This window comes from Deltaproteobacteria bacterium (assembly GCA_020848745.1).
Classification (GTDB): Bacteria; Desulfobacterota; Binatia; order UTPRO1; family UTPRO1; genus UTPRO1.
The window spans coordinates 62,413-82,960 of record JADLHM010000056.1 but is presented as its reverse complement, the minus strand read 5'-3'; the positions used below and the strand labels follow the sequence as shown (position 1 = coordinate 82,960).

At 72.2% G+C, this 20,548-nt stretch carries 15 protein-coding genes; 8 read left to right on the top strand and 7 right to left on the bottom strand.

Annotation, left to right across the window (positions count from 1 at the left end):
* Window positions 1-100 precede the first annotated feature (100 nt).
* Complete coding sequence (locus tag IT293_08210) at window positions 101-631, top strand: nucleotidyltransferase (protein MCC6764632.1); 531 nt, start codon at window positions 101-103, stop codon at window positions 629-631.
* Window positions 632-634: 3 nt separating this feature from the next.
* Here the strand turns inward: IT293_08210 and IT293_08205 are convergent, their stop codons facing one another.
* Together IT293_08205 and IT293_08200 are read right to left on the bottom strand one after the other, a co-directional pair.
* Entirely contained in the window at window positions 635-1,957 is a 1,323-nt protein-coding gene (locus IT293_08205) for an AarF/ABC1/UbiB kinase family protein (GenBank protein ID MCC6764631.1), read from the bottom strand.
* Window positions 1,954-2,148, bottom strand: coding sequence for a hypothetical protein (locus tag IT293_08200; GenBank protein ID MCC6764630.1), 195 nt, complete (start codon window positions 2,146-2,148; stop codon window positions 1,954-1,956). Before IT293_08200 ends, IT293_08205 begins: the two co-directional genes overlap by 4 nt.
* 119 nt (window positions 2,149-2,267) lie before the next feature.
* Between IT293_08200 and IT293_08195 the strand changes: the two genes are divergently transcribed.
* On the top strand, window positions 2,268-2,891 hold the full coding sequence (locus IT293_08195) for a hypothetical protein (protein ID MCC6764629.1): 624 nt from the start codon (window positions 2,268-2,270) through the stop codon (window positions 2,889-2,891).
* Window positions 2,891-5,272 carry a hypothetical protein gene (locus IT293_08190; protein ID MCC6764628.1) on the top strand — a complete coding sequence of 794 codons (2,382 nt, stop codon included), beginning with the start codon at window positions 2,891-2,893 and terminating at the stop codon, window positions 5,270-5,272. The genes IT293_08195 and IT293_08190 overlap by 1 nt, the downstream gene beginning before the upstream one ends.
* Window positions 5,273-5,366: 94 nt before the next feature.
* Here the strand turns inward: IT293_08190 and rsmI are convergent, their stop codons facing one another.
* The gene (rsmI, locus tag IT293_08185; protein MCC6764627.1) at window positions 5,367-6,209 is read right to left on the bottom strand and encodes a 16S rRNA (cytidine(1402)-2'-O)-methyltransferase; all 843 of its coding nucleotides are present in this window, start codon (window positions 6,207-6,209) and stop codon (window positions 5,367-5,369) included.
* Window positions 6,210-6,291: 82 nt separating this feature from the next.
* Here rsmI and IT293_08180 point away from each other — a divergent pair, with 82 nt between their 5' ends.
* Window positions 6,292-8,358, top strand: a complete 2,067-nt coding sequence (locus tag IT293_08180) for a glycosyltransferase family 39 protein (GenBank protein ID MCC6764626.1) — start codon at window positions 6,292-6,294, stop codon at window positions 8,356-8,358.
* A 209-nt stretch (window positions 8,359-8,567) separates the two neighbouring features.
* On the opposite strand, the gene IT293_08175 is transcribed toward IT293_08180, so the two are convergent.
* Complete coding sequence (locus IT293_08175) at window positions 8,568-9,545, bottom strand: hypothetical protein (GenBank protein MCC6764625.1); 978 nt, start codon at window positions 9,543-9,545, stop codon at window positions 8,568-8,570.
* Between the two features lie 63 nt (window positions 9,546-9,608).
* Window positions 9,609-11,228, bottom strand: coding sequence for a glycosyltransferase family 39 protein (locus IT293_08170; GenBank protein ID MCC6764624.1), 1,620 nt, complete (start codon window positions 11,226-11,228; stop codon window positions 9,609-9,611).
* A gap of 171 nt (window positions 11,229-11,399) precedes the next feature.
* Between IT293_08170 and IT293_08165 the strand changes: the two genes are divergently transcribed.
* From IT293_08165 to IT293_08155, 3 genes are all read left to right on the top strand, one after another.
* The gene (locus IT293_08165; protein MCC6764623.1) at window positions 11,400-12,941 is read left to right on the top strand and encodes a hypothetical protein; all 1,542 of its coding nucleotides are present in this window, start codon (window positions 11,400-11,402) and stop codon (window positions 12,939-12,941) included.
* A 567-nt stretch (window positions 12,942-13,508) separates the two neighbouring features.
* A complete protein-coding gene (locus tag IT293_08160) occupies window positions 13,509-14,444 on the top strand; it encodes a hypothetical protein (protein ID MCC6764622.1) in 936 nt (311 codons plus the stop codon).
* 68 nt (window positions 14,445-14,512) lie between these two features.
* The gene (locus IT293_08155; protein MCC6764621.1) at window positions 14,513-15,079 is read left to right on the top strand and encodes a hypothetical protein; all 567 of its coding nucleotides are present in this window, start codon (window positions 14,513-14,515) and stop codon (window positions 15,077-15,079) included.
* A gap of 85 nt (window positions 15,080-15,164) precedes the next feature.
* Here the strand turns inward: IT293_08155 and IT293_08150 are convergent, their stop codons facing one another.
* A complete protein-coding gene (locus IT293_08150) occupies window positions 15,165-16,064 on the bottom strand; it encodes a crotonase/enoyl-CoA hydratase family protein (GenBank protein MCC6764620.1) in 900 nt (299 codons plus the stop codon).
* A gap of 41 nt (window positions 16,065-16,105) precedes the next feature.
* Entirely contained in the window at window positions 16,106-19,288 is a 3,183-nt protein-coding gene (locus tag IT293_08145; protein MCC6764619.1) for a metallophosphoesterase, read from the bottom strand.
* Between the two features lie 113 nt (window positions 19,289-19,401).
* Between IT293_08145 and IT293_08140 the strand changes: the two genes are divergently transcribed.
* Window positions 19,402-20,487 carry a hypothetical protein gene (locus IT293_08140; GenBank protein ID MCC6764618.1) on the top strand — a complete coding sequence of 362 codons (1,086 nt, stop codon included), beginning with the start codon at window positions 19,402-19,404 and terminating at the stop codon, window positions 20,485-20,487.
* Window positions 20,488-20,548 lie beyond the last annotated feature (61 nt).

Below are 20,548 nucleotides of genomic sequence, written 5' to 3'. Positions count from 1 at the left end.
CCGAAGCGGCGGGAATCGAGCCACGCACCGCGCGCATCTTGATCGAGCGGCGGCGACAGGCACGGCGCCGGGCGTCCGCGTGCATGGACGCGCTCCTGGGATGACCCTCGCCGACGTGAGCGCCTTGCTGGAGCGCCAGGGGATTCGTCATGCCATCATCGGTGCGACGGCCCTGGCAGTACACGGGGTCACCCGGTCCTCCGAAGACGTCGACTTCCTCGTGACCGACCGTCGCTGCTTGGAGCCCGCGCCATGGCAAGCGCTCGTTGCGGACGGGGTCGATGTCGACATTCGACGCGGCGATGCCGACGACCCGCTCGCCGGCGTCGTCCGCCTACGGTCGGCAGACTCGCAGATCGATGTCATCGTCGGACGAGGCCAATGGCAGAACGACGTCCTCACCCGTGCACGGCCCACGATGCTTCGCGGCACGCTGATCCCGGTCGTGACCGCTGCCGACCTCGTGCTCCTCAAGCTCTACGCCGGAGGCCCGCAGGACGCCTGGGACGTGGACCAGCTGCTCGATGCCGTCCCTACCATCGAAGCGGAAGTGACGGCCGCGCTTCCGGCGCTCCCAACACCCTGCGCTCGTCTCTGGCAGCGCATCCTCGCCGACCGCACGGCCGGCTGACGCTCACCCCGCCGACGAGGGCTCGCCGCCCCCGAGCATCACGCGCCCGAGGTACGGCATCAGCACCGCCGCGACGTCCACATCCGAGCCGAGCTGCTTGCTGATGCCCGACAGCAGCCCGAGCACGCGTCCGATCAACATGATGTCGCCGGGGAGCTCGACGACCGGGTTGGCGCGCATGATGCGCGGCATCTCGGCGTTCACGAGATCCACGAGCTCCCTATCGGCGTGCGAGCGCTTGTTGCGGAGGGTCCAGCCGAGAAAGACCTCCCCGAGCCACCACAGGCTCTCGTCGGAGTCGTCGCGGGTCTTGAAGCCGAGGGCCCGGAACGCGGACGCGACGGCGGCGCGGTCGCCGCTCATGATGGCGGCGGCGAGCCGCGCGACGGCGGCGGGGAACTCCGGCGGCAGGTCCTTCGCGAGCCCGAAGTCGAGCAGCACCATGCGGCCGTCGCGCTGCACGAGGACGTTCCCGGGGTGCGGGTCGGCGTGGAAGAAGCCGTGGATCAGGATCTGGTCGCAGAAGACCTCGAGGAGGCGGCGCGCGATGTCCCTGGGATCGATGCCGAGCTGGCGGAGGGCGTCGACGTCGGTGAGCCGCACTCCGGGCTCGTACGCCATCACCAGGAGCCGCGTGGTGGAGAGCTCGCGGACGACGGCCGGCACGACGACGTCGCGCCGCGCAGCGAGCAGCCGCCGCATGCGGTCGGCGTTGTCGGCCTCGTTCTCGAAATCGAGCTCGCGCGGCACGTACTTCTCGACCTCGTCGACGATGATGCGAAAGTCGAAATCGGGCTCGAGCCGCGCCAGCATGCGCACCAGGAACGCGAAGTTCCGGAGGTCGATCGCGACGAGACGCGCGATGTTCGGGTACTGCACCTTGATCGCGACCTCGCGGCCGTCGTGCAGGCGGCCGCGGTGGACCTGCGCGAGCGAGGCCGCCGCGAGCGGCACGGGGTCGAGCTCCGCGAAGGCCGCGCGCCACGGCCGCCCGAGCTCGCGCTCGATCGCGTCGGTGATGACGGCGAGCGGGCGGGGCGGAACACGGTCCTGGAGCCGCGCGAGGATCGTCACGTAGTCCGCCGGCAGCACGTCGGCGCGCGAGCCGAGGAACTGGCACACTTTGATCGGCAGGCCCTCCAGGCGGATCGCCATGCCGTACACGGCGCGCGCGCTCCGGCGGTCGTGGCGGGCATAGCGCGCGCGGGCATGCGGCCAGCCGAGGCGGGCCGTGAGCTGGACGAGCTTGTACCCGGCGTAGATGCGGGCGACGAGCCACGCGACGATCGCGAACCGCAGCCAGGCTCCCTCGGGCGGCCGCCTCACGCGACGAGCCGCCGCCCGACCCGGAGCATCGCGGCGGCCCGCGTCCGGCCGGGCAGGCGCACGCGCGGGAAGATGATGGCGCGGAAGAAGCCTCCGGCCGAGATCGCGAGCATGAGGTCCACCCCGCAGACCACCTCGTGCTTGTCGCAGCGTTTGCGCAGCCTCACGGACTCGACGATCGGCTCCTCCACCGCGTCGGACGTATCACGGTGCCGTCCGCGGCACATCCCGACGCGCGGCTCAACTCTTCGTGCCGTGATGCCGTTAGGGAGACGGGATGCTCGGCGCTCGGGGACGCATGCGGTCTGTCATGGCGGCGCTGTGGACGGCGACGCTCGCGTCCGTCGCCGGCGCGGCGCCGCTCGCCGATCGGGCGGGCGCGCCGCTCGTCGAGCCGTCGCGCCGTCCCGACGCCGTCGTGCTCGTCCACCGCGAGCTGATCGGCGAGATCGCGGGGGCCGACCGCGGTCCGACGCTGACCGTCTACGGCGACGGCCGCGTCCTCACCCACTATCCCATCTACATGAAGCGCGCCGGCGACTGGGAGCGCCGCCTCGCGCCGCGCGAGCTCGACGCGCTCCTCGCATCGCTCGCCGCCAAGGGCGTCCTCGAGTTCGACGCCCCCGCCGCGCGCGCCGCGGCGCACGCGGCGAGCGCGGCGGCGCGCGAGCGGGCCCGCGCCGCCCGGCGGCCGATCGCGCTCTTCGAGGCATCCGACCCGTCGACGATCGTGATCGAGCTGTCGCTGGCGCGCTACGTTCCGGCGGCGCCGGGAGCGCGCGAAGCGCGCGACGTCGTGAAGCGCGTCGCCTGGACCGGACTCCACGCCGACGCCGCCGCGCATCCCGACGTCTCCGCCCTCCGCGACCTCGCGGCGGCGGAGCAGGAGCTCCGCGCGCTGCGCGAGTCGCCCGGCTTCGCCCGCGTGCGCTGATGCGGCCGCACGCGCCCGACCGACGCGCGCGCGCCCTCGCCGCGGTCCTCGCCGCGACGTTGACGGCTCCCGTCCGCGCCCACGCCGGCTCGTTCATCTTCGCCGGCGAGGCGAACGGGGTGAACGTCGTCACCCACCCATCCGGCTACGCCGGCGCCGGCGGCACGCTGAACGTCACCGTCTGCATCGACCCCACCTCCGCCAACGCCGCGAGCATGGAGCAGCCGGTGCGGAACGTCGTCGCGACGTGGAACGCCCTCGCGCCGGCGAGCCCGAACCTGCTCTTCGGCGCCGCCAACGACATCGCCTCGAACCAGATCGACTTCGAGTCCACGGCGCTCCACGAGGTCGGGCACTGCCTCGGGCTCGCCCACCCGAACCTCTCGACCGAGTCGGGGCTCACCGGCAACGACCAGAACTACACCAAGTCGACGAACGGCGCGGATGACGTCTTCGACGTCGACGACGGCGCCGACGACGTGATCGGCTCGAGCGACGACGCGCGCGGCGACGACGTGAACCTGCACTGGTTCCGCACCTCGAACGACGACCCCTTCACGATCGCGGGCGTCGTCGACGCGACCACCTACAGCCGGAACGTCGCCGACCTGCCGAGCGGCCACCTCTTCCCGACCAATGCCGACCGCACCGTCGCGAGCCTTCTCGGCTACCCGAACACCGAGGCCGTCATGCAGCAAGGCGCCTTCTTCGACGAGGACCAGCGCCGGCTCGCGACCGACGACGTCGCGATTTTCCGCCTCGGCATGACCGGCCTCGACCTCGCGGCCGGCACGAGCGACGACTATACGGTGGCGCTCTCGTACGCGGGGCTCACGACGAGCTGCAACATCGTCCTCGATTTCGACGACGCGCAAACCGGCTTCGCCCAGTGCAACGCCGGCGGCGCGTTCCTCGTGAACGGCGAGCACGTGGTGGTGACGTCGGCGACCGTCTACTTCAACACGGGCTACAATTGGTTCTTCAACAGCGTGCCCGTGGCAACGCCGACTCCCACGCTCTCGGCGACGCCGACGGCGACGCGCACCGCGACCCGCACCGCCACGCCGACCGCGACGCGGACCGCGACCCCGACGATCACGCCGACGCCGACCCGCACGGCGACGGCGAGCGCGACACCCACGGTGACCACGACTCCGACGTCGACGACGACCGCCTCGCCGACCACGACGACGACCGGCACGCCGACGCTCACGCCGAGCGCGACGCCGTCCGAGACGCCGACGCCGACGCTCAGCGCCACCCCGACCGCGACGACGACGCCCTCCCCGACGGAGAGCGCGACCGCCACCGCGACGACGACCGGCACGCCGAGCGTCACGCCGACCCCGACACCGAGCGCGACTGCGACCGCGACCGCCACGGCCACCGTCACGCCGACGCCGCGTGCGACCTGCACACCCGCGCCTCCGCCGCTCGTGGAGCAGCCGGTCGCCCCGGGCGCGGCGAAATGTCGGACGGCCATCGCCAAGGCGGCGTCGAAGTTCCTGGCCAGCCACAGCCGGGCGATCGAGCGCTGCGAGCAGGCGGGATTGAAGGGCACCGCCGCCGGCCGCTGCCCCGACGCCGCGGCGACCGCCGCGATCGCCACCGCGAAGGCGAAGCTCGGACGCGGCATCGCGAAGGCGTGCGGCGGCGGCGACAAGACGTGCGGCGGCAACCTCGCCGACGAGCCCCTCCCGGCGACCCTCGGCTGGCCCGCCGTCTGCCCCGGGCTCCCGAACGCCGACGCTCCGGAATGCTCGGCCGCCATCACCGACTGCGGCGACATCGCCGCCTGCATCGCCTGCGTCGGTGACGCGGCGGTAGAGCAGGCGCGCGCGCTCGCCTACGGATCGCTCGTCGACACCGACCCGGCGCAGGCGCTGAACCGCTGCCAGCGCACGATCGGCTCCGCCAACGCGCGCTTCGCCGTCGCCAAGGAGCAGCAGCTCCGCAAGTGCTGGGAGGCGCGCGCCGCGGGCAAGCACGCCGACGTCTGCCCGAACGCCGCGGCCGCGGACGGCACGCCGCCGCGCAAGGCGGCCCGCCGGATCGCGAAGGCCGACACCAAGCGCGTCGCCGCGATCTGCCGCGCCTGCGGCGGCGACGACCGGCGCTGCGACGACACCGTCGTCCGTCTCGACGGCGAGGCGATCGCGGGGAGCGGCGCCGGTGACGACTTCGCGCCGTCCGCGATCGGCTTTCCCGCGGTCTGCCCGGAGCTGCAGGTGCCGGACGGCGGGCCCTACTGCGACCGCCCGGTCGGGACGCTCGCCGAGCTCGTCGAGTGCACCGCCTGCATCGCCGAGCACGAAGTGCTCTGCATCGACCGCCTGCGGGTGCCGCAGTTCGCCGCGTACCCTTGCGAGTGCGCGCCGTAGCCGGCGCCCTACCGTTCGCGGACGTCGGCGCCGATCGCGCGTTCGAGGGCCGTCGCGAAACGCACCGTCGTTCCCCGCTCGCCGGCCGTGCCGATCACGCGCGCTCGAGCGTCAGGACGAGGCGGTACACGGCGCGACGATTGAGGCCGCGTTCGCGCGCGAGGCCATCAGCGACGTCGCGCACGCTCGTGCCGGCGGCCCGGCGCCGCCGGATCTCGTCGGCGAGCCCGGCATCGGCGGAATCGACGGCGTCGCGCGCCGGCGCGGGCGCGCCCGCGACCCCGATCACGATTTCGCCCTTCGCGACCAGCGTCTCGGCGCGCGCGGCGAGGCCGGCGAGATCGTCGCGGACGACCTCCTCGTGGAGCTTCGTGAGCTCCCGGCCGATCGCGGCGGGCCGTGGACCGAAAGCGGCCGCCAGGTCGGCGAGGGACGCCGCGAGGCGCGGCCCAGTCTCGAAGAAGACGAGCGTCCGCGGCTCCCCGGCGAGCGCGGCGAGCCGTCGGCGGCGCTCGCCTGCCCGCGCCGGGAGGAAGCCTTCGAAGACGAAACGGTCGGTCGGGAGACCCGACACGGGCAGGAACGCCGTCAGCGCCGACGGGCCCGGCACCGGCACGACCGGCACCCCGGCCGCGATCGCCGCCCGGACGATGCGGTAGCCTGGGTCGGCGATCCCCGGGGTCCCCGCGTCGGAGACGAGCGCGACCGACCGGCCCGCGACGAGCTCGGCCACGAGCGCCGGCGCACGCACAGCCTCGACCGCGTCGTAGTAGCTCCGGAGCGGCCGGCTGATGCCGAGATGCGACAGCAGACGCCCGGTCCGCCGGGTGTCCTCGGCCGCGATCAGGTCGACCGCGGCGAGCGTCGCCCGCGCCCGCTCCGTCAGGTCGCCGAGGTTCCCGATCGGGGTCGCCACCACGTAGAGCGTGCCCGCCATGCGCCCCTGGCTTGGTGCCACGGAATGCCCGACCGGACAACCGAAACCCGCTGATCTTCCTCGACACTTCGACGGACTTCGCATGGTGCGCGCGATCGAGAGCGGCAACGGCTTCCGCCGCGACGCGAGCCGCGGCGCGCCCGCGGTGAAGAGCGCCGGCGGCACCTGCCCGGTGTTCCGTCGCTCGGCGCGACACGCTACGAATCCGGGCGACCACCGGATGGGAAAGAAGGCACGTGAGAAACGCGAGCGCGCGACGGCTCCCTTCGAGTGGCCGACGTGGGCCGCCGGCGGGCCGGTGCACTGGCCGTCGGTCGCGCTCGTCGTGGCCGTGGCGCTCGTCGTGCGCGTGATCGCGCTCGGGCAGATGACCGCGACGCCCTACCTCCAGATCGACAACATCGACGCGCGCGGCTACCAGGTCTGGGCGAGCGAGATCCTCGCCGGCCACTGGTTTCCGGCCAGGCACTTCTACCAGTCGCCCCTCTACGCCTACTACCTGGCCGTCGTGACGACGATCTTCGGGCCCTCCCCGTGGCCGCCGCGCGCGATCCAGGCCGCGCTCGGCGCCGCCAGCACGGGACTCCTCACGATCGTCGGCACGACGATCTTCGACCGCCGGATCGGCCTCGTCGCCGGGCTCCTGCTCGCGACCTACGGCCCGATGGTCCTCGAGGAGATCTCGCTCGGAAAAACGGCGCTCCTCATCTTCGGCGGCCTCGTCGGATTCCTGCTCTTCCTGCGCGCGCTCGCCGCGCGGCGGGCCGCCGTCATGGCGGCGGCCGGTCTCGCCTTCGGCGTCACCGTGATCGGCGTCGGGCAATGGCTCCCGGCGCTCGTCGGCCTCGGACTCTACGCCGGCTTCGGCGGCGTCGCCCCGAAACCCGTCGCCCGCCGTCTCGCGGCGTGCTTCCTCGGCGGCGCGCTCATCGCCCTGGCACCCGTCATCCTGTGGAACAGCGTGCGGGGCGGCGGGCTCATGCTGACCAGCGGCGACGCCGGGCTGAACCTCTACCTCGGCAACAACCCGCTCACCACGGGTCTCTCCGGCCGGCCGAAAGGCCTCCGCGACGTGCCCGAGTTCGAGGAGGGCGACTCGAAGCTCCTCGCCGAGCGCGCCGCCGGCCATGCGCTCACGCCCGCCGGCGTGTCCCGCCACTGGGCGCGCAAGGCCGCGGGGTGGGCCGCGACACACCCCATCGACTTCGTCGCCACCACCGCGAGGAAGGTCACCGTCCTCTGGAACAGCTACGAGATCCCCGACAGCTACCATTTCGCCTTCATCCGCGCGCAGTACCTGCCCTGGCTCTGGGCCGGCACGAGCTTCGCGATCGTCGGGCCGCTCGGGCTCCTCGGGCTCGTGCTCGCCGCGCGCCACCCGGCGGCGCGGCCGCTCTACGTCGTCTGCCTCGGCTACCTCGGGGTGATCGCGCTCTTCTACGTCCGCTCCCGTTACCGCATGCCGGCGCTGCCGTTCCTGATGGTGTTCGCGGCCGTGGCCGTCGACCGGGCGATCCGCATCCTGCCGCGCGAGGACTGGCGGCCGCTCGCGGCGCTCGTCGCCGGCCTCGTCGCGGCCGGCGTCTTCGTGAACCACGCCTACTGCGAGCCGGCGACGGCGCACGCGCCCGCGATCTGCCTCGACGGGGACGTCTGGTTCGACAGCGAGTGGCAGAAGCTCGCGGAGGCGCACGAGCGCCGCGGCGAGCTCGAGACCGCGCTCGGCTACCTGCGCCGCGCGGAGGCGGGCGAGTCGCAGCGCGGACCCGGGCAGACCCAGCTCTGGATCGGCCGCCTCGAGCTCGCGCTCGCGGAGCGGACGAGCGGCGCCGGACAGCGCGCCCATCTCGCCGCCGCCGTACCGGCGCTCGAGCGCGCCGTCCGCCACGGCTTCCACGTCTGGGAGGCCGAGACCTACCTCGCGACCGTCCACCAGATGGACGGCCGACCCGAGCCGGCGCTCGCCGCGAGCCGGCGCGCCGTGCGTACGCGGCCGCGCGATCCGAACGTGCTCGGCCGCGCGCTCCGCCTCCGCGTGGCGCTCGGCCGCTGCGACGAGGCGGTCGAGATCCGCGAGGACCTCCGCCGACTGCGCCCCGACGATTCGCAGGCCGATGCGCTGCTCGCGAGTTGTCGGAGCGGGAGCTGATCGCGCCGTCGTCTCGAGCGACGTCTGCCAGCGTCGCGCCGTCGGGCCGTGGGTCGCTTTGCGGCTCCCGGTTCCTGGGGCCCCGCGCGGAGGGCCCGCCGCTGACACCACGTCGCGGGGTCGAGCGAGCTGTCTGTCGCTCGCAAAGCGACCCACGGCCCGACGGCGGAGTCACGATCTCGCGTCGGTCGGGACGGCGATGCTATGGCTCAGTGCTTCGGCGGCGCCTCGGGCGCGGCTCGGCGGCTCAACCACGCGAAGACCGTTTCCGCGATCACGCGATGGCCGGAAGCGGTCGGGTGGTGCCAGTCCGCTTGGAAGAGACCGCCGCCGGTCGCGGCGAGGAAGGCCGGTTGCGTATCGATCACCGGAACGTCCGTCCGCTCGCCGACCGTGCGGATCACGGCGTCGATCGCGATCTCTCCGGGGAGGCGATCGCGCACGAGGTAGTCCGCGTCGCCGATCGGCGTCCGCCCGAAGAGGGCGTGGTAGTACTCGCTGGTCGTGTAGGGATTCGGCGGCAGGTCCTGGTGCGGATACGTGAGGAGCGCGCACGGCACGCCGGCCGCGTGGCACATCGCGGCGATGCGCTCGAGGTTGCCGCGCGCGATCTCCTGGTAGGCGCGGAAGTCGTAGAGCTGCATGCCGGTCGTCTGGGGGATCACCGCGACGTCGTCGAGGACGAGCGTCCGGCCGCGATACGTCGCCGCGTGCTTCAGCACGCGGTAGAGCCGCGAGCGCGTGAGCCAGAGCTCGGCCCGCGCCGTCCACGGCACCGCGCGGGCGCGCGCCGACGACCAGGCCGCGAAATCCCCGTCGTTGGCGTTCCATCCCGTCATCACGAGGACGAGGCGGGCGTCGCCGGCCGCAAGCGCCCGCGCGACGTCCAGCATGGCGACCGAGCTCGACCGGCCCGGCTCGGCGAGCGTCTGCACGCGCACGTCGCGCTCGCCGGCGGCGTCGAGGAGACGCGCCAGCACCTGCGGCCACGCCTCGCTGCGCGCGACGCCCTGGCCGTACGTGAAGGAGTCGCCGACGCAGTAGATCGTGTTCGCGCCGGCACGGGCCGGCGGCAGCGCCTGATCGCGGCGCAGCACGAAGCCCGCGAGGCGGACCGCGCCCTCGGCGAGCGCCAGGACGAACACGAGCCAGAGAAGGAAACCGGCGAGGCGGCGAAGGACGGACACGGCGCAGTGGCTATCCCACACCCGGCCGCGGCGGACGAGACGCGGCCGAGGCACGACCGCCGCTCACCGCGCCGGCTCCGCCGCCAGGCGGCGCACGTCGTCGTCGCCGACGTCGAAGGCGAGCAGCGAGCGGCCGATCCGCGCCGTCGGCGGGAGGCGATCGAGCCACGACCACTGGCCGCGCCGGACCCCGATCATGCGGTCGCGGGCGTAGGTGATCGCGTAGGCATAGCCCGCGAGATAGTTGGCGCTCACGACGTACCTGCCCGGCGTCGGCGCCGGCGGCGGCGGCGTCCACTCCAGCCCGTAGAGGCCGGGGTCGACGTGGCCGAAGTACGCGAGCGCGACGCGGTTCGTCCCCTGCCCGTCGAGCCACGTCTTCAGGCGCCCGAGGTCCTGGCCCCAGTCGAGGTTCGAGTCGAGGAGGAGCCGGCGGTGGTGGTCGACGCCGCCCGCGAGCTCGTTGAAGTACGCGAGGTGGTGCGGGGCGTTCACGACGCACGCCCCGACCTGCCAGACCGCGAGGGCCGCGAGCGCGGCCCTCGCGCGGCGGCTCCCGAGCAGCGCGTCGGCGCCCCGCCCCCCCAGAACGAAGAGGAACGGCAGCGCCGGGAGCAGGTAGCGGACGCCGTAGTTCTTCCCGAAGTGGAAGGACAGCACGTAGAAGAGCAGCAGCGGCGGCAGGACGAACCAGAGGTCGGCGCGCACGCGGCGGCGCGCAACCACGACGAGCCCCGCGAGCACGAGCGCGATCGTCGCGAGCGGTGTCTTCAGCGCGAAGGCTTCCAGGAAGTAGTACCACCAGCCCGTCTGCGACCACTGGCCGTTCAGGAAGGCGGGAAACTCCCCCGTGCTGCTGGCCTTCGCCTGGAAGCGGATGCCCTCGATCACGGGGGCCGGCAACGGGAAGCCGGAGAACCGGTAGACCGCGAGCAGCGTCACCCACGCCGCGACCACGAACACGACGAGCCCGTCGGCGAGCTCGAGCACGCGCTCGCGGCCCCGGCCGCGCCAGCCGAGCGCCAGGAGGAGCGGCACGAGCGGCGCGAAGATCAGCGTCACGCCCTTCGCCGCGATGCCGAGCCCGAAGAGCCCGCCGGCCACCGCCGCCCACGGCCGCTCTTCGCTCTCGGCGAAGCGCGCGAGCGCCGCGAACGCCGCCAAGACGAGGGCCGTGACGCCCATGTCGAGCGTCGCGAGTGCGCCGTGCGCGATCACCGTCGGCTGGGTGCACCAGAGAAAGAGCGCGCCCAGCGCCGCGGCGGGCGTCGTCGCGCGCCGCGCCCACCACCAGAGAAGCGCGCCGGTCGCGAGCGCGAGCACGATCGTCGTGAGGCGCCCCGCGAAGAAGGCGTCGAAATAGCGGGCGCGATTCACTTCCATGAAGCGCGTTCCGTACACCCACGGCCCCCACCCGGTGCGATCGTCGCGCCAGCGCGGATCGCGCTCCGCCCGGACGTCCATCGCGAGCAGCGGCAGCGCCATCACCATCTTCAGGAGCGGCGGATTGGTCGGGTCGAAGGTCAGGTCGCCGGTCACGAGGTGATAGTGCCCCGCCGGCAGATACACGAACTCGTCGACGGTCGGCGTGTCGGCGCGCGCCACCACGAGCGCGTTCAGCGCGAGGAAGGCGAGCAACGCGAGGACGAGACCGCGCTCGACGGCGGGGGGCTGCGAAAGCACGCCGAGAGCTCTACCCCACAAGGGATCGCCGAGTGAACGGACGGCGAAGCGCACGCCGTTTTTCGTTGACTGGTCCTCTCTGGTGAGGCTACGGACGGAATGGCGGCGTCTCCCGGTTCCTCCGCACGCCGCTCCGGTCGGTCGGGTTCGCAAAAATGAAGGAGGCCTCCCATGCGTCTCGTTCGCCTGATGACGGTCGTAGCGTCGGTCGCGCTGTCGGCGTCGCGCGGGCTCGCGCAGGTGTCGTGCGCCGATCCGGACAACCTCTGTACCGGCGATCCCTGCACCATCACCACCGTGGCGGTACAGTCGCCGTGCGTCGTCGACTTCGGCGCCCGTGACCTGATCATCGCGGGGACCATCGACGTGCCGGACGGAGGCACCCTGGACTTCACGGCGAAAACGATCCTCCAGCAGGGTCCGATCGACGGCCGCCACGTCGGAAACGGCGTCGGCAACGGCGCCGCCGTCGTGCTCGAATCGACCGTCGGCGACATCGAGCTCCGCGGCGAGATCGACGCCACGGGCACCGCCGCGAGCGGGTCGATCGACGTCACGGCGGCGGGCAATCTCCTCGTGAAGGACAATCTGAACGCCAAGACCTCGGGCGCCAACGTCACGGCAACGGGCGGCACGATCACGCTCACGGCGGGCGGGACCATCGAGACCGATCAGACGGCGGTCGTCGATGCGCAGGGCGGCGACACGACCGCCGGGGGTACGATCTCGATCGCGGGGGTGGGAAACGTCGTGGTGAAGGGGCGGGTCCGCGCCGAGGGGCTTCCGGGCGGCACGATCACGATCGGCAGCACCGCCGGGAGCGTCACGGCGGAGAATCACCTCCGGGTGGGCTCGCCGCTGAACGCGGGGACGATCAACGTCGGGGCCGCCAGCGACGTCACGCTGCGCGAGCAGATCCTGGCGAGCGGCAGCGACGGAGATGGCGGCGACGTACTCATCGCGACCCCGAACGGCAACGTGACGATCGAGGACAAGGTCCGGGTGGGCGGCGAGACCGCCGGCGGATCGTTCATGGTCTCGGCGCCGAGCGGTACGGTCACCATCTCGGCACGCATCCAGGCGCGGGCCGGCATCGGCGGTCTCGTGGACGTCTCGGCTGCCACCATCGTGCCCAAGCAGGACATCGACGCGCGCGGCCGCACGGGCGACGGCGGTACGGTCGAGCTCACGGCCACCACGGCGGTCGATCTGGTGAAGGCCGACATCGACGCGAGCGGGAAGGTGAACGGCGGAGCGATCACGCTCGCCGGCGGCCCCGTGAGCGGCGACGTCACCGTGGATTCCAGCAAGCTGCGGGTGAAGGGCAGCTCGGGTACCGGTGGGTTGCTCACGGTCTCGGCGGCGGGCGGCGCGGTGACGATCGGCGCTGCCACGGTGGAGCTCACCGCCAAGACGGCGGGCGGTCAGGCGACGATCGACGGCGTCGGCATCACGGTCGGTCAGAAAACGCGCTTCCTCGGGCGCGACGGCGGCGAGGTACGCTTCGCGCAGAGCGGTGCCGGGACGTTCAGCCTCGCGGGCGCCTACGACGTGCGCTCGGGCGGCGTCGTCGAAGCGCTCGCGCCGTCCGGAAGCCTGACGGCGAGCGGCAAGGCCACGACCGGCGGTGGCTGCGTCGGCATGTCGGCGGGCGGCACGCTCGACACGACCCTGCTCAACGCCGACGTCGCGATCACGCCGAGCTGCCCGTAGCAGGTTGCTGAAAAAGGGCCATCTACCGCGTTGCTCGGTCGCTCACTTGTGCGGCGTAGCTCCGCTACGCCTCCGCGTTCGCTCCCTCGCGCCTTGCAGCTGACCCTTTTCGAGCAACCTGCCGGGGCTGCCACTCGCGCATGGTGTGAGCGTCGCTTCGCTTCCGCTCATTCATTCTTTTCTCTTTCAGAGCTCTTTCGAACCAGACGGATACGCGTCAGTGGGATTGATGGACGCGAGCGAAGCGAGCGTCCAACCACGCGCACCTGGCAGCCCCCGCAGGTTGCTCGAAAAGGGTCAGCTGCAAGGCGCGACCGACTGAGCGCGGAGGCGTAGCGGAGCTACGCCGCACAAGCGAAGGAGGGAGCAACGCGGCAGATGGCCCTTTTTCAGCAACCTGGTAGACGACGCGGATCGGCTCGACGCGGCGGTCGCGCCGGCCTCGACGTCGCCGGCGCGGCAATCGATCCGGACGACGCCGACGGTGAAGGCCGCGCTCGGGCGCCGCGACTCGCCACGCTCGGGTGGGCGAAAGACACGGCGACGATGGTGCTATAGATGCCGCCCGTGACCGCGTCGTCCGATCCCCGCGCCACCGACGCCGAGCCGCCTGCCGACGAGGCGCCGCGCACCGGCGCCGACCTCGGAGCGGCCCCCGCCCGGAAGCCGCCGCGGCTCGCGAAGCGCGTGCGGCGCCGACTCGCCGCGCGGCTCATCGGGCTCGCCGCCATCGTCCTGCCGCGTCTCTACCTGGCCTACATGTGGCTCGTGCGCGTGACCTCGAAGGAGGACGGCCAGAGCCTCGACGACGTCCTCTTCGGCGCCGTGCATCGCCACGATCGCGCCGTCGCCGCGCTCTGGCACGAGGAGGTCTTCACCGTCGCCTACAACTACCGCCACTTCCACGGCCACACACTGGCTTCCGTCAGCGACTTCGGCGAGGTCATCAGCGAGATGCTCCGGCTCTGCAACTTCGTCGTGTTCCGGGGCGGCTCGGGATCGAAATCGCGGCGGCGCGACGTCCTCGGCGACCTGATCGAGCACATGGAGACGACGCCGCGGGTGATCTACGGCCTCACCGTCGACGGCTCACAGGGTCCGGTCTATCGCTTGAAGCCAGGCGCGGTCGCGATCGCGAAGGCCTGCCGCGCCCCGATCGTGCTCGTGCGGACGCACTACGCACGCGGCATCACGCTCCGCACCTGGGACCGCACCCAGATCCCCCTGCCCTTCAACCGCCGGCTCACCCTGGCCAGCGGACCGTACTGGATCGCTCCCGACGCCGACGACGCCACGGCCGAAGCCTTCCGCCGGCACCTCGAGAGCGAGCTCCTCGAGCTGACGGCGCGGGTCGCGGTCGAGCTCGACGGCGACCCCGGACCCTACTGGGGCTTCCCGCCCGGGTGGACGACACGGTGGACGCCGGGGCGGCTCGGCACGCCCCACGGCCCGCACGACCTCCGGCCCGAGAACCCGCCGCCCTGGGCCAACCGCAAGCCCTGAGCAGACGCGCGCTCCGCGCGGATCGCGGCTTGCGCCTCCTGACGGCTCTCCTCTAAGACCGTCCGAGGATGACTTCCCGAGTCGCTGTCAGGATCGTCGGCCTCGCCTTGGCCATCGGCATCGTCTGGTACATCACCTCGCTCAGCGCGGAGAACGCGCGCCTGCGTGCCGCGGCGCAGAGCGCTCCCGCGGCGCCGGCAGCTCCCGCCGCGGCCCCGGCGTCCGCGCCCGCCGCGCGCTCCCTCACCACCGAACAGCGCGCGGCCATGCTCGAGAAGCTCCAGAACGACCCCGGTCGTCCGGTCTGGTTCGCGACCGTTCCGAACAACCCCGAGGCCGCCGCCTACCAGAAGCAGCTCGAGAGCGTCTTCGTGGCCGCCGGCTGGGAGCTCAAGGGCACCAGCGTCGTCCGCTTCCCGATGAAGCCCGGCATCTTCGTCTTCGCGGCCGACGAGGAGCCGCCCGGTTACCTCGCGAGCGTCAACGACGCCTTCGAGGCGGCCGGCATCACCATCACGTCCGGCCGCGGCTACCGCGAGTTCGTGCGCGCGAAGAAGGAAGAGAACAAGGACTGGCTCGGGCTCGAGCTCGGACCGGACGACGTCTACGTCGTGGCGGTCGGCCGCGCCGGATAGCGCGCCGTCCTCCGGGGCGGTGCTCCGAACTGCCCTCAGCGGGCGGTGCAATCCTGTCCCGCCGTGATTGGCGACCTGCCCTGACCTACGGCTTCCGTCCCTTCCCCGTCCGACCTCGCTTCCGTGGCTGCGCTTCCGGCTTCCCTTGCGAGTAGTCCCCGAACGGGCCGTCCCGTCGCGTCACCGCCTCCCGTACGCCCTCCGCCTTCGCGACCCGCACGAACTCCCGCCCCTCGGGCGTGTTCCGCATGATCCCGTCGAGGATCGGACCGAGCGTCTGGGTGCTCTGGAGTCCCATGTTGTCGTACGCCTGATTGACGATGAGCTTCATGGAGACGAGCTGCGTGAGGGGGAGCCGCGCGAGCTTCTCGGCGAGCGCCCCGACGCGCGCGTCGAGCTCTTCCAGAGGATACGAGAAATTGATGAGCTCGATGGCGGCGGCCTCCTTGCCGCTGATCCATTCGCCGGTGAGCGCGTAGTACTTGGCTTTGGCGAGCCCGAGCCGGTGCACCCACATGCCGGTCAGGTGGCAGCCCCAGACGCGCGAGTACGGGGTGCCGATGCGGGCGTCGTCGGAGGCGACGACGAGATCGGCGCAGAGCGCGAGCTCCGAGCCGCCGCCGACGCAGTAACCGTGCACCTTGGCGATCGTGGGCTTCAGGCCGCGCCAGAGGCCCATGAAGCTCGTGAGGTAGCTCGTATACCTATTGATGACGTAGTGGACGTCCTTGCCGGGGTCGTAGCCGCCCTCCGCGATGGCGGCGTAGTGCTCGAGGCCGCCCGAGAAGTCGAAGCCGCCGCAGAAGTTGTCGCCGGCGCCCTGGAGGACGATCACCTTGACCGTGTCGTCGCGATTGGCGTCGGCGAGGGCGCGGTCGAGGCCGTCGGTGACCTCGGCTCTCAGCGTATTCGCCTTCTCGGGTCGGTTGAGCGTGATGGTCGCGATGGGGCCGGCCTTGGCGAGCAGAACGACGTCGTCGGACATCGCTTTCCTCTACCCTCGTCCGCGCCTCGTCGCGAGCGCCATCACTTGCACTTGATCGTGCCGGCCGGAGCCGTGTACGCGCACGCCGGGCTCGCCGGGCCCGGGAAGACGGCGTCGCCGCATTGGTTGGAAGCGGCGTACGGCGGGTCGAGAATCACCGTGCCCTTGATCGGGAGGCCACTCGGCAGCGGATAGCTCCCGCCGACCGCCGACACGTTGAACTTCACCTGCCCGGGCACCTTGCGGCTCCGCTTCACGACCACCTTGTCGATGCCGGCGAGCGAGAGGATCGTACCGCCTCGGTTCTTGTAGACGAACGCGGTCTTCGGCGCGTTGGTCCTCCAGCCCGACATCATCGCGTCGTTCCACGGCCCCGCGGGCACGGTCGCATCGACGATGGTCTGGCCGCCGGTGTCGGTGATGATGATGCGCAGGCCGTCCTCGGACGGATCGATCGCATCCGACGGCACCGTCATCGTGCCCGAGAACTTGAAGCGCTCGTCGCCGAGCGGCGGCGCCATGTTCTGCATGGTGAGCTTCGGCTTCACGACCCGGACGACGCTGCCGTTGGTGCAGGGGTCACAGGCGTCGCCGAGGCCGTCGCCATCGGTGTCCGTCTGCGCGGGATCCGACTGCTCCGGGCAGAGGTCCTCCATGTTGCAGACACCGTCATCGTCGCCGTCCGGCTGGCCGGTGTCGGCCGGACAGTCCGTGCTCGCGCCCGTGCACCACTCGGGCACGTCGCACGAGTCGGCGGTCGGACGGCACTCGACGGCGGGCGAGAGGTAGCCGTCGGCGGGACAGCTCGCCGACGTCCCGCCGCACGTCTCCGCGGCGTCGCAGACGCCTGCCGCGGCGCGACACTCGACGGCAGGGGCGGCGAAGGCGTCACTCGGACACGCGGCCGAGCCTCCCGTGCAGCTCTCGGCGACGTCGCAGACGCCGCTCGCCGGACGGCAGACCGTGGCGCTCGCCGCGAAGCCGTTCGCCGGACAGGTCTTGGTGATGCCGTCGCACAGCTCGGCGACGTCGCAGACGCCGCTCGCCGGGCGGCAGACCATCGACGCCGGCGCGACTGCGTCCGGTGGACACTCGCCCGACGAGCCCGTGCAATTCTCGACGGCGTCGCAGACGCCGCTCGCCGGGCGGCAGGCCGTCGACGCCGGCGCGAATGCGTCGGCGGGACACGTCGCGCTCGTGCCAGGGCACCGCTCGATCGCGTCGCAGACGCCCGTCGCCGGACGGCACGTGACGGTGTTGGCGGCGAAGTGGTCCTCGGGACAACCGGGACCGACGCCGGTACACGTCTCGGCGAAGTCGCAGATGGTCGCCGCGGGACGGCAGACGACGCTCGCCGACGCGAAGCCGTCGGGCGGACACGCCGCGCTCGCTCCGGTGCAGAGCTCGCTCACGTCGCAGCCGTCGGCGGCTATCCGGCACGGCGTGCCGTTCGGCGCGAGGGCGTCGGTCGGACACGTGTCGGCGACGCCGTCGCAGCTCTCGACCGCGTCGCAGAGATCGCTCGCGTTCCGGCAGAGCGCCGTCGACTTGGCGTCCGCCGGGCACGCGCTCGACGAGCCGTCGCAGGCTTCCTCCGGGTCGCACGCACCAGCGGACGCGCGGCAGACGGTGCCGGCGCCGGCGATCGTGTTCGACGGGCACGTCGCGCTCGACCCGCTGCAGAGCTCGGCCGGGTCGCAGCCGCCCGTCGAGGCTCGGCAGACGGTCGACGACTCCGCGAAGCCGTTCGCGGGGCATGCCCCGGACGCGCCGCCGCACGTCTCGGCGACGTCGCACGGGCCGGCCGCCGTGCGGCAGATCGTGCCGATCGACACGAACTGGCAGGACGATCCGCAGCACGAGGTCGACGTGCCGTTTGCCGCGCCCTGGTCGCACTGCTCTCCCGACTCGACCACGCCGTTCCCGCAGATGCTCGTCTTGTCGATGACGAAGGTGTCGAAGGCCACGTCGTTGTTGTCGACCGCCTTCAGCGTCAGCACCGAGTCGTTCGCGATCCGCACCTCGGCGTGCTGATAGCGCGAGAAGCTGCAGTACTGACCGTTGACGCCGTTCGCGCAGTCGGTGGCGAGCCACGGGCAGTATTCCTTGGCGTGCGTGAGGCCGACGCCGTACGGGCCGCCGCCGTCGACCGAGCACGCGCCGTCGAGCGCCGCGCCGCCGCCGCCCGTCATGACGTAGTACGTGCTCTTCCCGTCCGGGCCGCTGCCGCCGCTGACGGCGTAGTCGTCCACCGCCTGTGAGCGCTCGTAGCTGTGGTCGTGGCCGAGGAACACGATGTCGACGCCGTACTGCTCGAAGATCGGACCCCACGTGTCGCGGACGTTGTGATCGCTGCCGATCGACGCGAAGCCGGTCGCGCACGAGTACGGCGTGTGGTGCAGGAAGACGAACTTCCATTTCCTGGTGGTGGCGGCGAGGTCGTTCGCCAGCCACGCGGTCTGGGTCGCGTTCACGCCCGGCGGGTTCGAGTCGAGCACGACGAAGTGGGCGTTCCCGTCGTCGAAGGAGAAATAGCGCTCCTCCTCGCCCGCGGGCGCGTTTCGCGGCAGGGCGTGCATCTTGATCTCGACGGAATTCGCCCAGTTCGAGGCTCCGACGTTGTTCAGGTCGTGGTTGCCGAGCGTCGGCACGAAGACCGCGCGGCGCAGGATGCCGTTCTTGAATTGCGGGATGAAGACGTTGTTGTCCCAGTCGGCTTGCGTGCCGTTGGTATAGGCGTTGTCGCCCACCGTGATGAGCAGCGGTGGATCGTCGGCGTTCAGGTTGTCGCCGATCTGGCCCTGCGCGCTCGTGCCCTGCCCCCAGTCGCCGATCACCGTGAAATAGAGCTCGCTCGTGTCGCTCGGCGTCTTGAAGGTCCGGAAGTAGGTGGTCGCGAGGACCTGGGTGCCATTGGTCAGAAGGCGATAGTAGTAGCGCGTGTTCGGGAGCAGGCCGGTGAGCGGCACGGCGTGACAGGTGCCGGCGGCGCCGATCTCGCAGCTCGCGGCCTGTCCCACGTTGACCGACGTGCCGAGCGCGGGCGTCGTGCCGTACTCGACCGTGCTGTCGCCGGTGACGTCGGTCCACCAGACGATCGTCATGGTCGTGGTGAGCGCGGCGGGATTCTGGATGAGCGGCCCGCGGGTCAGGGTCTGCGCCGCGCCGGGCGCCGCCACGGCGGCCAGCAGCACGGACACGATCAGCGTTCGGGTCAGATTCACGGCAGCTCCGGTGGGGCCCCCGCTCGAGGGGCCGGGTTGGACGTCGGCGCCGCACCATAGCGGTCCCGTCGCACGCCTTGGAAGAGAAAAGTGCATCGGTGTAGACGTCGCCGATGCCGCGCCGAGCCGCCCTGTGCGCCCTCGTCCTCGCCCTCGCGTCGGCCTGCGTCCGGCACTCGGCCCGGACCCCCGACCCGCCGCCGACGGGGCCCTTCCGCACGCAGACGGGCGAGCCCACGCACCCGCGCTGCGTTCGGCCCGAGCGTCACGGACCGGACGGAGCGGCGCCCCGCTGCGTCGTCTCCTTCCGGCGCGGCACGACGGCCATGACCGCGAGCCCGGACGGCGAGACCCTTCTGATCGCCCTCCTCGACATCGAGCCGACCGCCTGGACACTCCCCGCGGTCGCCTTCGGCCACCACTTCGCGCCGATCCCGGCCGAGGAGCACGCGCCGGCCGGCGGCGAACGCGAGGGCCCGCAGGCGCTCGTCGTCGCCCCCGACGGCGCGACGACCCTTTTCGCGGTCGAGGACCGCCTGATCCGGTACGACGTGGCGAGCGGCAACATCCTCGGCGACTTCGAGGGTCCCGAGGGCACAGGGATGGTGAACGACGTCGTCTGGTCACCCGACGGCACGCACCTCCTCGTCGCGAGCGCGGCTGACGGCAAGGCGCGGCTCCTCGACGCGGCGACCGGCAAGGTCGAACACACCCTGTCGGTCGCAGGCCGGGCGGTGAAGCTCGCCTTCGACCGCAGCGGTCGGCGGGCCGCGGTCGGAACCGAGGTCGGCACGGTGGCAATCGTCGATTTCGGGAAGCGCACGGCAAAGCCGCGGGTGCTCGCGCCTTCGACGCAGGAGATCACGGGCGTCGGCTTCGCGGAGAGATTCCTCGTGGTGGCCGCCCGAGACGGACACGCTCGCCTCTTCGAGGCCACGACCGGCACACTCGTCAAGGATCTCGCGCTCGGGGCGCCGATCGCGCGTTTCGCGCTCGCGGCCGACGAGCGCATCGCGGCCGCCTCCGACGACCAGAATGTCGTCCGCGTGATCGCGCTCCCCGGAGCCGTCGTCCGCCACACCTTCGCGTGGCACCAGGCCAGCATCACCGCGCTGGCCTGGGGAGTGGGTCCGACGCTCCTCGTCGCCGACAACGACGGCGAGCTCGCCGCGTGGGACCTGGTCCCGGCCGGACGCTGACACCGCTTCGCGCCACGGCGGGCGCCGCGCGCGCCTTGCGGACTTGTCCGCCGCCCGCCTT

Coding starts and splice junctions, on each gene's coding strand:
- IT293_08210 (MCC6764632.1), top strand. CDS start 101: ATGACCCTCGCCGACGTGAGCGCCTTGCTGGAGCGCCAGGGGATTCGT.
- IT293_08195 (MCC6764629.1), top strand. CDS start 2,268: ATGGCGGCGCTGTGGACGGCGACGCTCGCGTCCGTCGCCGGCGCGGCG.
- IT293_08190 (MCC6764628.1), top strand. CDS start 2,891: ATGCGGCCGCACGCGCCCGACCGACGCGCGCGCGCCCTCGCCGCGGTC.
- rsmI (MCC6764627.1), bottom strand. CDS start 6,209: ATGGCGGGCACGCTCTACGTGGTGGCGACCCCGATCGGGAACCTCGGC.
- IT293_08180 (MCC6764626.1), top strand. CDS start 6,292: ATGGTGCGCGCGATCGAGAGCGGCAACGGCTTCCGCCGCGACGCGAGC.
- IT293_08165 (MCC6764623.1), top strand. CDS start 11,400: ATGCGTCTCGTTCGCCTGATGACGGTCGTAGCGTCGGTCGCGCTGTCG.
- IT293_08155 (MCC6764621.1), top strand. CDS start 14,513: ATGACTTCCCGAGTCGCTGTCAGGATCGTCGGCCTCGCCTTGGCCATC.
- IT293_08150 (MCC6764620.1), bottom strand. CDS start 16,064: ATGTCCGACGACGTCGTTCTGCTCGCCAAGGCCGGCCCCATCGCGACC.
- IT293_08140 (MCC6764618.1), top strand. CDS start 19,402: ATGCCGCGCCGAGCCGCCCTGTGCGCCCTCGTCCTCGCCCTCGCGTCG.